10 protein-coding genes are annotated in these 15206 nt (G+C 60.9%); 8 read left to right on the top strand and 2 right to left on the bottom strand.

Annotation, left to right across the window (positions count from 1 at the left end; translation table 11 throughout):
- Positions 1-223: 223 nt before the first annotated feature.
- From RCH91_RS07575 to RCH91_RS07565, 3 genes are all read left to right on the top strand, one after another.
- Positions 224-637 carry a nucleotidyltransferase domain-containing protein gene (locus RCH91_RS07575; protein WP_306534027.1) on the top strand — a complete coding sequence of 138 codons (414 nt, stop codon included), beginning with the start codon at positions 224-226 and terminating at the stop codon, positions 635-637.
- The gene (locus RCH91_RS07570; RefSeq protein ID WP_306534026.1) at positions 627-1049 is read left to right on the top strand and encodes a DUF86 domain-containing protein; all 423 of its coding nucleotides are present in this window, start codon (positions 627-629) and stop codon (positions 1047-1049) included. The genes RCH91_RS07575 and RCH91_RS07570 overlap by 11 nt, the downstream gene beginning before the upstream one ends.
- A gap of 144 nt (positions 1050-1193) precedes the next feature.
- Positions 1194-5444 (top strand): DUF4062 domain-containing protein, encoded by a 4251-nt coding sequence (locus RCH91_RS07565; RefSeq protein WP_306534025.1) that lies wholly within the window; start codon positions 1194-1196, stop codon positions 5442-5444.
- 107 nt (positions 5445-5551) lie between these two features.
- Here RCH91_RS07565 and RCH91_RS07560 read toward each other — a convergent pair whose 3' ends face one another.
- Together RCH91_RS07560 and RCH91_RS07555 are read right to left on the bottom strand one after the other, a co-directional pair.
- Entirely contained in the window at positions 5552-6997 is a 1446-nt protein-coding gene (locus RCH91_RS07560; protein WP_306534024.1) for a glyceraldehyde-3-phosphate dehydrogenase, read from the bottom strand.
- Between the two features lie 345 nt (positions 6998-7342).
- Positions 7343-8722: a cytochrome-c peroxidase gene (locus tag RCH91_RS07555; RefSeq protein ID WP_306534023.1), complete on the bottom strand. Its 1380-nt coding sequence runs from the start codon at positions 8720-8722 to the stop codon at positions 7343-7345.
- 266 nt (positions 8723-8988) lie between these two features.
- On the opposite strand from RCH91_RS07555, the gene RCH91_RS07550 reads away from it, so the two are divergent.
- From RCH91_RS07550 to RCH91_RS07530, 5 genes are all read left to right on the top strand, one after another.
- A complete protein-coding gene (locus RCH91_RS07550; protein ID WP_306534022.1) occupies positions 8989-9918 on the top strand; it encodes an SIR2 family protein in 930 nt (309 codons plus the stop codon).
- A 1-nt stretch (position 9919) separates the two neighbouring features.
- Complete coding sequence (locus RCH91_RS07545) at positions 9920-11830, top strand: hypothetical protein (protein ID WP_306534021.1); 1911 nt, start codon at positions 9920-9922, stop codon at positions 11828-11830.
- Positions 11831-11917: 87 nt separating this feature from the next.
- Entirely contained in the window at positions 11918-13207 is a 1290-nt protein-coding gene (locus tag RCH91_RS07540) for a clostripain-related cysteine peptidase (RefSeq protein ID WP_306534019.1), read from the top strand.
- 535 nt (positions 13208-13742) lie between these two features.
- A complete protein-coding gene (locus tag RCH91_RS07535; protein ID WP_306534018.1) occupies positions 13743-14708 on the top strand; it encodes a hypothetical protein in 966 nt (321 codons plus the stop codon).
- Positions 14709-14979: 271 nt separating this feature from the next.
- Positions 14980-15206, top strand: a 227-nt coding sequence (locus tag RCH91_RS07530) for a hypothetical protein (RefSeq protein ID WP_306534017.1), incomplete at its 3' end; no start/stop codon positions are given.

The following is a 15206-nucleotide window of genomic DNA, read 5'->3' as shown; positions in this document are numbered from 1 at the left end:
ATTTCCCCCGGATTTTCGATTTTCGAAGGGCGAGGATGACCCGTCGATACATGATCTACTAGCGCGAGTTGCGGTGGTTCCGAAGGCAGGCATGTGTTAACGGCCATACCCTCCCCCCCCCTCCCATCGGAGGGGGGGCCGTAAATCCGTATGTCCTTATCAATTCAAATCTTGTCACATCCTGATCCAGTTGCTACTATTTTGAATCATGAAAGCAAAGGCGATGAAAATCACGGCAGACCGGAAAGAAACCTTACTGGCCGAAATCAGGGGGTGCCTTGAAAAACACAGGGACATCGTCTTTGCCTACGCACACGGTTCCTTTGCCACGGAAGACAACTTCAATGACATCGACATCGCGGTCTTTCTCGACAATATTCCCGATTCTCCGCTCCAGACCGAACTCGTTCTTGAAGCAGAACTGGAGAATGCCGTTAGGGATTTCCCCATGGATGTGCGGGTACTGAACAATTCCCCTCTGTCGTTTCGCTACAATGTGATCCGCTTCGGACAGCCGTTGCTCGTGAATGATGACGACATCCGCAGCGACTTCGTGGAAACCGTTATCAGCAACTATCTCGATTTCGCCCCCTTTCGCCGGATGTATCTCAGGGAGACCCTCGGCCTTGCACTATAACCCGGACAAGATAAGGAAGATTTCTTCCGAAATACTGGCCGCACTGGAGCGGCTGGAAGATCTGCGAAATCTTTCCCTCAGCGAGTTCACGGCCGACCCGCACAAGGTTGGAAGTGCCAAGTACAGCTTGATTGTTGCCATCGAGGGAGCGGTGGACCTGTGTAACCACGTCATCGCCAAAAACGGTTTCAGAACACCGGAAGATTATGCCGATACGTTCCGGGTCATGGAGGAAAAAGGGGCATTTGCCGCCGATTTCGCATCGTCACTGACCCAGATGGCGCGGTTCAGGAACAGACTCGTGCATATTTACTGGAACATTGACGATGCCGAGTTGCACCGCATCATCGCTACGAGGCTCGATGATATCAGGAGATTTCTTAAGGAATTGGGTAAATTCATCGGGAGTTGAGTCGACCCTGGTGAAGGTTTCGACGACAAGCATGAACGGAAATGTGAAAGCCTGCTGGATTGGACTGCAGGCTTTCGTGTTTCGGGAAGGGATAACGGTGCGGGTCGCCCCCCTCCACCGGTGGCTCCTGGAGACAAACCCATCATGAAAACCATCCGCCTCTTCATATCCTCCACCTTCCGAGACATGCACGCAGAGCGGGACTGGCTGAACCGGGTCGTCTTCCCGGAACTGCGGAGCCGCTGCCGGCGGCGGGGGGCGGAGTTCGTGGGGGTTGACCTCCGCTGGGGGGTGACGGAGGAGGATGCCCGGCAGCGGGGGGCGCTGGGGGTCTGTCTCGACGAGATCGGGCGATGCGACCTCTTCCTGGGACTCCTGGGGGAGCGATACGGCTGGGTGCCGCCGCCGGAGGAGGTGCCGGCGGAGCTCTTCGCTGCGGTGCGCGACGGCGGGCAGGCGAGCGACGAAGAGATTGCCCTCATGGACGCCTGCTACCAGTGGGACCGGACCACGGTGCCGGCCCGCTTCCGGCTTCGACGGGATGTTGTCTTGCCCCCGGAGACCGCCGAGACCCTGACCCGCCTCTGGCAGCGATCCGGGCTTCCCGGCGCCGGGGAGTCGGTGACAGCCCTGGAGATCCTGCACGGCGCCCTCGCCCTTGGGCAGCCGCGGGGGAAGGCCATCATCTACATCCGCTCCGAGGGAATCCACCGCCATCCCGGGTTTCCCCCGGCCTTCGTGCCGATCTTTGCCGAGGCCCAACCAGAAGCACAGCAGCGGCTGGCCCGGCTGCGTGATGAGGTCCGTTCTGCGGCAAGCCCCACTCTGGTGGTGCGGGAGTACCGGCCAGGCTACGCCGGATTCAGAATCGAGCCCCTCTTCCTGCCGGCGACGGTGGCCGGAGCGGCGCTGAGTGACGGTGTCATCCAGCCGCAAGAGTGGGATGGGCTCAGCGAGGAGGCCCGGCAGGCGGTCACGGCCCACGGCACCGTCGCCCTCACGGGGATGGAGGAGTTCGGGACACGGGTTCTGAATGATCTATGGTTTGCCATGGAGCCGCTCCTGAAAAACGGGAAGCGCTTCGAAATCACGGGGCAATCCTGGCACGAACGGTTCGCCAGGGAGCGGGCCGCCCGCTGCTTTGGCCGCGACGATGGAGTTGCCGCGGTGATGGGCTATCTCAGGGATCACGGCGACCACTCGCCGTACGTACTTACCGGATTACCTGGCTGCGGCAAGTCTACCCTCATGGCCGCCTGCGTTGAGCGGTTGAGGGAAGAATCCCCCGACACAGTGGTGATCCCCTGGTTCGTTGGCGCGGCCCCCGGCTCCACGGAGCTGACCGTCATGGTCCGCTCCCTTTGCGAGCAGCTGCGCCGCGCCTGCCGGCTGGACCTGGAACCCTCCCCCGATCCGGACAAGCTGAGGCTCCAGCTTCCTGCCTTCCTTGCGGCGGCCGGGGCAGTGCGGCCGGTGGCCCTCTTCATCGATGCCCTCAACCAGCTGGACCCGGTGGGCGACAGCCACGAGCTGGCGTGGTTCCCCCGCACCCTGGCTCCGACGGTGAAAGTGGTGGCCAGCACCCTCGCCGGCCCCTGCCTCGACCGGCTGACGGAGCGCCTTCCGGACGATCACCTCGCCATCCTCCCCCCTCTGGCGGAAGACTCCCGTGCAACCCTCATGGAAGAGCACCTGGCCCGGCGGGGGAAGCGGCTTTCCCTTCCCCAGCAGACCCTTCTCCTCGACACGGAGGCACGGCCCGAAGCGGCACTTCCCCTCTATCTGGTGGCGGCCCTGGAGGAGCTCTGCTGCCACGGCGACTTCGAGACCCTGGCCGAGCGGATCGCGGCCCTGCCGCCGACTGTGGCGGAGCTCTTCGACCAGATCCTGGAGCGGCTGGAGCGGGACCATGGCGCCGACCTGGCCGCGGCGGCGCTGTCGGCCATTGCCGTTTCCCGGGACGGGCTTCTGGAGCCGGAGATCATCGACCTGCTCCGGGAGGGGGGCGACGCCGCGGCACCCCTCCCCTGGACCCGCTTCTACCGCGCCCTGGAACCGTACCTCCGCCCGTCCGGCGAGGAGGGTGGCGGAGGGCTCATCGGTTTCTTCCACGACCAGCTCCGCTTTGCCGCCTTCCGCCGCTACCTGGCAATGGATACCCCTGCCGCGGTGCCGAGCGGCCCGTTCCGACAGACCCACGGGCGGCTGGCCGACTACTTCCGGGCAGGTGCCAGGAAAAACGATGCCGACGGATCATGGAATCCCGAGCGCCCCCGCCCCTTGGCCGAACTCCCCTTCCACCTGGCCGGGGCCGGGAAGCAGACCGAACTGCGGGCGCTCGTATTCGATTTCCCCTGGCTCCTGGCAAAGTTCCAGGCCCTCGATGTGGCCGCGCTCCTCGCGGACATTCCCCTGCTTCCCCCCGAGCCGGCCCTCGCCCTCCTGGCCCACAGCCTGAGGCTTTCCACGAGCGTAGTGGCCGCGGACAAGGATCAATTTGCCGCCCAGCTGGCGGGACGGCTCCTGTCGCGGCCGGAGCCGGAACTTCAGACCCTGGCGGCCCAGGCCGGCGCACGACGGGGCGAGGCGTGGCTGCGGCCGGTGACGCCGGCCCTCTACCAGGCCGGCGGTGCCATCGAGCGGGTCCTCGGCACCCACACCCATCCGGTGCGGGGAGTCGTCATCACCCCCGACGGCAGCCGGGCCGTCTCCGCCGCCGACGACGCGACGCTGCGGGTCTGGGACCTGGCGAGCGGCGCGGAGGTGATGGTTCTCAAGGGACACGAGTCCGAGGTGCTGGCCGTGGCGGTCTTTCCCGATGGCAGACGAATCGCCTCGGGCTCCCGGGACGCCACCGTCCGCCTCTGGGATACGGAGACCGGAGAGTGCCTCCTCATCCTGCGGGGGCACACCATGCCGGTCAGCTCCCTGGCCGTGGCGCCCGACGGCACCTGGCTCGCCTCGGGCTCCTGGGACAACGCGGTGCGGCTTTGGAATCCGGTAACCGGCCAGGAGCGGGGAATCATCTGGGGCCATGCCTACGGGGTGAATGCGGTGGCCATCACCCCCGACGGCCTGACCCTCGTTTCGGCCTCCTTCGACCGGACCATCAAGACCTGGGACCCCTCAAACGGAGAACTCCGCCGCGTATTCGAGGGGCACAGCCGGCAGGTGCTGGCCGTGGCGGTGACGCCGGATGGCCGCCAGCTCATCTCCGCCTCGGAGGACTGCACCCTGAAGCGGTGGGACCTGGGGGAGGGGCGCGAGCTCTGGACCTATTACGGCCACACCGACGGGGTCAGCTGCGTCGCCGCATCCCCCGACGGGCGGGAGATCATCTCCGGCTCCTGGGATTTCACCCTCCGTCGCTGGGACCTGGACCAGCCCAAGGCCCGGGAGGTCCTGCGGGGGCACACCTTCAAGGTGAGCGCCGCTGCCATTACGCCCGACGGCGCCACCGCCGTCTCCGCCGCCCAGGATACCACCCTCAAGATCTGGAACCTGGCCGGCGCGACGTCCTCGCCACCACTCTCCGGCCACGGCGCAACGGTCACTGCCGCGGTCTTCACCCCTTCAGGCACCCGGGCCGTCACCTCATCCTGGGACCGGAAAGTCAAGGTCTGGGGAGCCGCCACCGGCGCCGAGATTTTCTCCCTTGCCGGCCACGAGACCTGGGTGCGCGATGTGGCACTCACCCCCGACGGCCGACGCGCCGTAACCGCCTCCCACGACCGCACCGTGCGGGTCTGGGACCTGGAGGAGCGGCGGGAGCTCTGGACCTTCCGGGGCCACGAGGCGGAAGTCTGGTCGGTGGTGGTCACCCCCGACGGCCGGCGCGCCTTCTCCGCCGGGCAGGACTCCACCCTGCGGGAATGGGACCTGGAAACCTTCCAGCATCTCAGCGTCATGGGGCTCCCTTCCCCGGCCCGGGTAACCGACTGCTCCCCCGATGGCACACTCCTGGCCCTGGTGGCCCACTTCCCCACCTTCATCATCCGGGATCTCCGCTCCGGGAGCCTCCGCCCCTACCCTCCCCAGCACCGGGACCAGGTGAACGACGTGGCCTTTCTCCCCGACGGACTCCGGGTCCTCACCGCCTCCAGCGACCGGACCCTGAAGCTGTGGCACCTGGCCACCGGCCAGGTCATGTACACCCTCCGGGGGCACAGCCGGGAGATATGGAGCGTCTCCATCACCCCCGACGGCCGCCGGGCCGTCTCCGCCTCCGACGACCGAAGCCTCATCCTCTGGGACCTAGAAGCCCTCAAGCCCCTGGCCGCCTTCACCGGCGACGGGGCGCTGGTACCGGCCGCCATAACGGCCGACGGCAAAACCATCATCACCGGCGACGAGGCGGGGGTGGTGCATCTGCTGCGGGTGGAGGGGGTGCGGTAGGAATCTGCGCTGACGGAGAAACCGGGGAAAGATGGGCTGGTGTATAAAGGCGGCAATCGGAGGTTAAGGAAACTCCCTCCGATTGCCGCTTTTCTATTGTGCGGTTCTCAGTTCGGAACGGACGGCAGCTCCACGCCGGCCATTTTCTGGACCATGCGGACCACCTGGCAGCTGTAGCCGAACTCGTTGTCGTACCAGACATAGAGGACGCAGCGGTTCCCCTGGGCGATGGTCGCCAGGGAATCAACAACGCCGGCGTGGCGGGAGCCGACAAAATCGCTGGAAACGACTTCAGGGGAGTTGGTGAAGTCGATCTGGTTCTGCAACGGGGAGCCCAGGGAGATTTCGCGCAGGTGGCCATTGAGCTCCGCCACGCTCGCCTCCTGAGCCAGTTCAAGATTGAGGATCGCCAGGGAGACGTTGGGGGTCGGCACGCGGATGGCGTTGCCGGTCAGCTTGCCGGCCAGCTCCGGGAGCGCCTTGGCCACGGCCTTGGCGGCGCCAGTCTCGGTGATGACCATGTTGAGGGGGGCGCTCCGGCCGCGGCGGGATGCCTTGTGGTAGTTGTCGATCAGGTTCTGGTCGTTGGTGTAGGAGTGGCAGGTCTCCACGTGGCCGCTGACGATGCCGAACCGGTCGTTGACCGCCTTGAGAACCGGCACGATGGCGTTGGTGGTGCAGCTGGCGGCGGAGAAGATAGTCTCCGCCGGGGTGATCAGTTCGTTGTTGACGCCGGCCACGATGTCGGGGATATCCCCCTTGCCCGGGGCGGTGAGGAGAACCTTGGCGATACCGGGAGCCTTCAGGTGACGGCCGAGGCCGTCGCGGTCGCGCCATTTGCCGGTGTTGTCGATAAGGATGGCATTGCTGATGCCATACTGGGTGTAGTCGACGCTCTCGGGCGAGTCGGCGTAGATGATGCGGATCATGTTGCCGTTGGCGATGATGGCGTTCTCTTCCTCGTCGATGGTGATGATGCCATTGAAATGGCCATGGACCGAGTCGCGGCGCAGCAGGCTTGCCCGCTTGGCCAGGTCGTCAGGGCCACCCTTGCGGACGACGGCGGCCCTGATCCGCAGCTTTTCACCGCTGCCGGCCTTCTCCACGAGAATCCGGGCAAGGAGGCGGCCGATGCGGCCGAAGCCGTAGAGGACGATGTCCCGGGGCTCGCTCAGGATAGGGCTTCGGCCGGTGTTGACGGTGGCCAGCTCCCGGCGCACGAAATCGTCAACCCCGATCCCGCTTCCCTCGGCCTTGTAGCGGACGGTCAGCTTGCCGATATCGACCCGCGCCGGGGCCAGGTCGAGCCGCGCCATTGCCTCCACGATGGGAAAGGTATCGAGCACGGAGAGTTCGTCATCGAGAATCAGCCGGGCAAAGCGGTGGGATTTAAGGATGTCTATGGTGGTGCTGTTGACGAGCGTTCGGCCGTAAACCGTGGTCACGACATTGTGCTCGCGATAAAGTTTGCCGATCAGGGGGAGCATGAGTTCGGCACACTCCTCCAGGTGCTGCCATTCCATGAGGTAGGTCTTCTGCATCTGGTTGTTCATGTAACGACTCCTTCTTCGTGATTTTCTGTGGCGGGCTGCTGAACATCTCGCACAGGCCGCCCTAGTATTACAAAATTTAGGCAAAGTGAACAACACATATTCTTCATGTCCTCGGCAGCCAGTGAGCAGACACAGCACCGTCGACAATTCTGCATCAATGCCTTCCAGAGGTGCCATCGACGGACCGCGGGCATGTTGATTTTAGTTAGAGTAAAAATTGACGAGAAACGTTGTAGAAAGTCCGGCCACGGGTCCTGCGGGGGAATTGGAGGAGTCAAGCTGGATTGGGAGAAAAACCCCTGGAGCGTCGCTCCAGGGGCAGTATTGCTTCCGAAGGAACGACAATCAGTCATTCATCATGTAGCCGTCCGAGAGGGTCTTCATGAATGCGACAATGGCGTCTTCTTCCATGTCGCTCAAGCCAAGATTTCCCAGTTCGGTACTGTTCACGTTGGCAGACACTTCCGGCGCCGGCCAGCAGGTCATTTTCTCCCGAGGGTCACCCGAGTTGCAGGTGGGATACTTGTCCCGCGTGTTGTAAAAATGCACGATTTCCTTCAGGCTCTTGAAGTAGCCATTGTGCCCGAAGGCCTTGACGAACATCGGATAGGGGCGCTTGTCCACATTCCTGAGGGTCGGCACCTTGTGCTTGCCGTAGTTCTGATCGGCATACATGGCGAAATCCATGCGGGTAGTGAGGAAACCGCCCAGCCCCGGGTCTATCCAGTTCGGGCCACCTTCAGGCTGGCCGTAGAACGGGTTCTCCGGGTTTTTCGGAATTCCCAGGTTGTCGAAGGTGTAATCCGTAAAGAGTGGGTTCGACTTGCAGCCGTCATACGCAACGGCATCGGAGCATCGTGAAGAGCCGCAATCATTGTCGCCGGCACATTTCTGTTCCATAGTGCTTATATGGCAATTGGCGCACTTTCCCTTGCCGTTGAAGAGATTGAGACCCAATTTTTCCTTGGCCGACAGAGCAGCCTTCCCCTTCAGGTAGGCATCGTACTTGGACGAGAAAGCGTTCGATTCTTTGGAGTCCTCATAAGCGGCAATAGAGTATGCGATGTCGTTGTATGCCACATTAACCTGTGCCCTGGTCATGTCATCCAGGGTGAACGGCCCCTGGTACGGATCTGAACAGGCATTTTCGAAATTGATGGTGTTTGGCCACGCGATCTCGCACGCACCAGGCCAGACCTGCTTGAAAAGCATGCCGTAGTCCTCTGAATTACAAACCCGGTACACAACGCACGCGGCATCCGGAAGGGCCTGCTCCTTCGGGTTCAGGAACGGACCCTGGGCCTGATCGGCGGCCGGATTGCCCAGTTTCTCGCCCGTTGCCCTGCCGTCCCAGAAGTTTCCGCCCGCAAACATCCCGTCGGAAGCGTTAATCAGACGAAAGAAGGGGCTCGTTGTGGCATAGGCCGAGCTGGGGGGCTTACGGTTGCCGAACTGCCCCTGAACTGATCCTTCGTATACCGCACCATGCTTGTTAATTTCCTTGTCGGGTCCGGTCCAGCCAACCTCGGGGGCGTGGCACGCGGCGCACGCCTGGTTCTTGTTGAGGGAAAGCCTCTGGTCGAAGAATATCTTCTTGCCCACTGCTTCGTTGCACGTCAATCCCGACGTCCCCGACGTTCCTGATGTTCCAGATGTCCCCGCCAACGCCGCTCCGGCAGAGAGAAGCAGAACAGCAGCCATAGCCAATAGTCTCTTTGTAACCATCCTTGGTCCTCCTTTGTGCGTTAGAAGCCTTGGCCGCCGGCTGTGCATCAAGCACCGCAATGGCAGGCCAACCCACATCCCTGTGTAGCTGTTCCACCTCCTCCCCAAAGAAACGATCCATTAGTAAAATTAAATAATACTCGATACTTGTGGGGTGTCAAACGGCAATCTCGATTAAAGCCAGACCTTGAAGAGACGCCAGATCGCCTTATACTGATATACGTCAGGCAGCACCCAGTACTAACAGATTTCTTGTGAGGTGTTATATGGCTGAACCACCCTATGGGGTCATCTGGAACCGCATGAAAGCAGGAAAAGTCGTCCCCTTCCTGGGGGCGGGTGCATCCATGGCCGGCCGTTCCCCCGGTTCGTCCTGGGATCCCCGCAGCCCTGCCTTTCTCCCCAGCGGGCGGGAGCTGTCCAACTTCCTCGCCGACGAAACCATGTTCCCCTCCGAATTCCCGGGAGACCGGGATGACCTGGCCAAAGTGACGTCCTACTACGCCGATGTCTCGGGGCGGCGCCTCCTGCGGGAGCGCCTGCGCGAAGTCCTCAATCACGCCTATCAGCCGGGAGAGCTCCACACGTTCCTGGCTTCCGTGCCCGCCCACCAGGTCATCGTGGCAACCAATTACGACACCCTCCTCGAGCAGGCCTTTCGCAAGGCCGGCAAGCCCTACGACCTGGTGATCTACCCCGCCGACCGCAAAGACATCGCCAATGCCGTTCTCTGGTGGCCCCACGGCAAAACGGAACCAGTCATCAAGGCCCCCAACGACCTGGACATCGACCTCGCCAACACGACGGTCATCTACAAGATGCACGGCACCCTGGAGCCCGATACCGACACATGGGACAACTTCGTGATCACGGAGGAGGACTACGTGGAATTCCTCTCCCGGATGACGGCCAACACGGCCATCCCCGCCATCTTCTACGACCATTTCCGGGAGCGGAGCTTTCTCTTTCTCGGCTACAGCCTCAGTGACTGGAACCTGAGGGTCATCCTGAAGAATCTGAGCAAGTGCTTTTCGCCCAAGCGGAGCGGCGATCAGGATGAGGAACCGCTCCCCTCGTGGGCAATACAGTTCAAGCCATCGGAGCTTGCCCGCAAGCTCTGGGAGAAGCGCAACGTCAGCATCTTCGACCTGACCCTGGATGAGTTCACCCTGAAGATGAAGCAGCAGGGAGGGTAGCATGGCATTGCCACGTTCATTCTGCCCCTATGTGGGTCTTCAGCCATACACGGAAGAGGAGCGGGACTTCTTCTTCGGCCGGGAGCGGGACCAGCGGGTGATCGCCTCGAACCTCTACGCCTCGTCCATGACCGTCCTCTATGGGGCCAGCGGGGTCGGCAAGAGCTCGGTCCTCATGGCGGGCGTCGTGCCGATGCTCCGCGCAAAGCCCCGCACCGCCGTGGTCGTGTTCCGGGAGTGGCAGCGGCCCGATTTTCTGACTACCCTCAAGGGCGAGTGCCTGAAGAGCGTTGCGCTGACCACGAAGAAAGCCGTAAAGACCTCCGCGGACCTTCCCCTGGACGAGCTTCTTTTCAGCCTTGGCGAGGAGTTCGGCGGCACCATCCTCATCCTCCTGGACCAGTTCGAGGAGTACTTCCTCTATCACCCCGAATCGGACGCCGGCAACCCCTTCGACAGCGAATTTGCCCGGGCGGTTAACCGCGACGATGTTGACGCCAACTTCCTCCTGGCCCTGCGGGAGGACGGGCTGTCACGGCTCGACCGCTTCCGGGCGCGGATACCGAACCTCATGGGGAACCTCCTGCGCCTGCGGCACCTGGACGCGGCGGCCGCGGAGGAAGCCATCCGCAAGCCCCTCGCGGCCCATAACGACCGGCTGGCACCGGGGGAAGCGCCCGTAACCATCGAGGACGGGCTGGTTGGGGCGATCATCGGCCAGGTGCGGTCGGGATCGGTCTCCCTCGCCCCGGCGGCGGGGGCCGGACAGCCCCAGGCAGCCGAGGGGGAGAGCCGGATCGAGACCCCCTTTCTGCAGCTTGTCCTCACGCGCCTGTGGGAAGAGGAATCGGGGGCCGATTCGCACACCCTCCGGCTGGCCACGCTGCAAAAGCTTGGCGGCGCCCAGGAGATCGTGCGGACCCACCTGGATGCGGTAATGGCAAAGCTGGAGCCACGGGAGCAGACCCTCTGCGCCGGCTTCTTCGACCGGCTGGTGACCCCTTCCGGCACCAAGGTCGCCTGCCGCCTCGACGACCTGGGGAAATGGGCCGGGAACCTGGCGGACCAGGTGCTCCCCGTGGTGAAAGTACTGTCGGAGAGCCGGATCCTCCGCACCATCGCCCCCCCGGCGGACCAATCCGGCACGCCCCCCGGCTACGAGATCTTTCACGATGTCCTCGCCCCGGCGGTCCTTGATTGGCGCCGGAGGTTCGTGGAGCAGCAGACCCTGGAAGAGCTCAGGAATGAGGAACAGAAAAAACACGAACAGGAGCGGGCAGAACGGGAGCGGGAGCAGGAGCTGGAACAATCGAGGGAAAAGTCGAAGCGGATGCGCGTCATCGCCACGGCGGCCCTCTGCACCATGCTCCTCCTTGCCGGTCTGGCCTTCTACGCATTCCAGTCAAGCAAAGAGGCTATCACGGAACGGCAAAAGGCGCAGGCGGCGGAGGCCGAGGCAAGGCAGTCGCGGGACCTGGCCCAGCAGCGGCTGCGCAGGATCAAGGGGAGCATTGCATTGATAAAAGCGGCCCTTTCCGACGAGCCGTTCGAGAACCTGGACAAGCTGTCCGCAACAACCCCGGAACTCTTCAACAAGGAGCTGAAGTTCAAGGTCACGTACAAGAGCCGCGGCTACAAGAATCCCGATGGCCATGATGTTTACTACTTCAGGATCTTCCCCGACCCCGCCTCCCTCTCCGCCGGACAAGGCCCGGTCGCATCCATAACCTACCGCATGGCCCACCGAACCTTCGCGGTCCAGCTGGTGACGACCGGACCCAACGACAGGTTCACCGTCGCCTACAACGGCTGGGGAACCATCGATGTCATCGCCATCATTGAATACGCCGACCCGGAAGAGGCCCCGACAATCGCCATAATCAACATGAGCAAGGTGATGACGCCGGAATGAGATGCTTTCGGCTTCCTTGAATCGGACCATTTTGGCCCTATACTTTGAATATACACAGGACGATATCAACAGCTCAAGGAGGACACCATGGCCACGAAAGCACCAACCAAACGGAACTGGACCATCATGGTCTATCTCGCCGGAGACAACAACCTGGACAGCGCAGGAATGGTGGACATTAAAGAGATGAAGACGGTGGGCACCACCGATCAGATCGCCGTCCTTGTCCAGCTCGACCGGGCCGGGGCCAACATGCAGACCGTCCGCTACTGCCTGAAGAAGGGGACCTCGCTGGCCAAGGATGCGGTGCAGTCCCTGGGCGAAACCAACATGGGGGACCCGAAGGTGCTGGAGGATTTCGTCACCTGGGGCGCCACCACCTACCCGGCCGACCACTACCTGCTGGTCCTCTGGAACCACGGCGCCGGCTGGGATGACGCCAACCTCTACGAGGGGGACGTCTTCAGCGGAGCCGCACCGCCCGTTTCCCGCAAGGCCGAGCCGGTGGTCACCCGCGGGGCAGCCCCCGGCGCCAAAGCGATTCCCCTGGCGCAGGCAAGGGCCGGCATCAGGCGCACCCGCCGGGCCCTCTTCAGCACCACCGTGCAGGCCGCCGTCAAGGAGCGGGGGATCGCCTTCGACGACCAGGCCCAGGACTTCCTGGACAACATCGAACTGAAGAAGGTGATGACCGCCATCAAGAAGAAGCTCACGCGGAAGATTGACATCCTCGGCATGGACGCCTGCCTCATGAGCATGGCCGAGGTGTTCTACCAGATGCGCGACGTGGCCGACTACAGCGTCGGCTCCGAAGAGACCGAACCGGGCGACGGCTGGCCCTACGACCGCATCCTCAAGGCCCTGGCCGCCAAGCCGGCCATGACCCCGGAAGAGCTCTCGAAAACCATCGTGACCCAGTACCTGGCCTCCTACAAGGCCACCGAAAACGTCACCCAGTCGGCTGTGAAGCTGGCGCGGCTCAAGCCCCTGGCCACGGCCATTGACGGCTTGGCAAAGGCCCTGAAGGGAACCCTCGCCGACGCCGCCTCCCGCACCGCCCTCATCAACGCACGGGCCCAGGTGCAGGAGTACAGCCGCCCCTATGACGACTACTGCGACCTCATCGACCTCTGCGATCTGCTCGTGAAAGGGGTAGCCAACCCGGCGGTCAAAACCGCCTGCGCCGCCGTCAAGGATGCCGCCGCCGCGGCCATCGTCGCCACCGGGTACAAGGGGCCGGCCGTGGACAACTCCCGAGGCATCTCCATCTACTTCCCCAAGCGGAAGCTCTCGCCCCTCTACAAGACCCTGGACTTCACCAAGAAGAGGGCCTGGGACGAGTTCCTCAAGGCGTATCTGGCGGGGCTGGGGAGATAGCGGGCTGGCCCCCATGAAACAGAGGACAATGCATTGACCCGAGAAATCCCCCTCCCTTGACGGGAGGGGGTCGGGGGGTGGGTGAAGCAACAAGCGACACTGCCCAAAGTTGGAACAGGCCCCCTGCTTCCCACCACAGTTTCTCCTGCCATATTCTCCTTTGACATGAATAAACAGGCCGTCATATAGTGCTGAACAATTGGAAGGCCCTTACAATCAGCTTCTTCCGGCCCCATCGTTCTGCGGGGAGAGGAACTCCTGAAAGAAGTCGTGCAGATGGGCGGAAACCGCTCAACAGCCAGAATGGAACAGTTCTACCTTCTGGAATCATCGATGAAACGGATAGTTGGGGAATTGTAGTTTTGGATTCTGCAGCTGGGAATTGAATATTCTGGAAGATGGTCGGATCTGGTCAATATCGAGTTGGATTAATAAGAATAAGGAGGAAGCAAGTGCGGATTCCAAAGTTGGAAACTTATAACTGCTTTCGATTCAGTTTGCAGGTTTGCAATCCTGACCGGATATGTGTCCAAAGATGAAGAGGCGTATAAACCCGGAAATATTCACGCTGTCTGGCGTATGCCTTAATGGTGACTTCAACCCGCACCATGTATGCCCACAATATCTCGAAAAGATAACTGAGAGCTTGGGTTATATGACCCTTGTTTCTAGTAATTGTAAAGCAATTATTGAAGTAGAATGGACTAAGTTACTTCCAGACAAACCGACCACCATTACCATAATAGCTAGTGGTTGTACCAAAAAATCAATTAGAGACGATACAATAAGGATTAGACACTACTCCCATCTAATAGAGGCATACATTCATTTCGTTTTTCTTGCTGCTAATATTGCATCGCCAGGATGCATCAGCTTTTATAGCTCGAAACTCAAGCATTCGTCACTTGCCGAAATTGACACAAAATTTATGCTTTCAGGCGATACCTATGGTTTAATGATAGCTATAGAAAGCTCAAATTGGCCAGAGATCTGCAATATAGACATCAATGATGTTAAGGCTTGGCTTGAAAAAGTCGGTTATGGTATCAAACAAATTGCAACTACCAGAACTGACAATACACTCTTTTCCTTTTTATACTTATCTTCCACAAATGAATGGCTCCTTGATGGCGTACTATGGATATCTTATGCTCTAGAAGGCCTGTATGATACTCCAGCCTTCAATATCAAAAGTGCTCTCACGAAGAGAATTGCTCTATTGCACGGAATGCCAACAGCCGCAGTTAAGAAAAAACTCTCACGTTTCTACGATATTCGGAGTTCGCTTTTCCACGGTAGAATGAAAATTCCACACCCAATGCATAACGAGGTATTAGACCAGTCAGTATGGGATTGGGATGAATCACATGATGTTGATTGTGTGGCATTGGCAGGACGAGTGGTAATAGCTTCAATACAGCAACTGGTCAGAAACGATTTCAGCCATTTAACTTTTACCGAGTCTTTAAACGGTACCCGCCCTGGTTTGGATGGAAGCTGAATACGAGCGCACCGGGATGCGAGGGGGGGACGTTAGGGGCCAGAGCCTGACATTTGACAAGCTGGTAATTTTCGGAGGAACCTTAGAGAGGGCGCAGAGTCAGGCCTGAAGGAATGAAAGACTCTGAAAGCGGCTTCCAACACGCCCTTGGACACTGGCGCGGCATACGACGCCGCACAGGTCAAGGGCGACCCCGTTATACAACACCGAATAAGCCCCGAATATAACGGAGTACTCCTTCGCGGGCACAATTACCCTAGAGGAGGAATTAATGCAGCTTGACCGACTTCTGCAACAGAGCGTGCTTGAACAGCTTCGGGAACACTACCCTGACGAAATTGAAGTTTCTGAGCTGGAGTTGAGTGGACCCTATAGTCAAGACAATAAACCGTCGAGTTTAAGGTGGTGCCCGGTCGCGCAGCTGACCGGCGCTGCCCCAGTTTTGAGCGTGGTTTTACGCTCAACAAATTTGTCCACGATTCTTGCTCCGCCGCCGCT

The organism is Geobacter sp., from assembly GCF_030834625.1.
In the GTDB taxonomy this organism is placed as follows: domain Bacteria; phylum Desulfobacterota; class Desulfuromonadia; order Geobacterales; family Geobacteraceae; genus Geobacter.
Note: the sequence above shows the minus strand (reverse complement) of the source record. Positions and strands in the feature narration are given on the sequence as shown.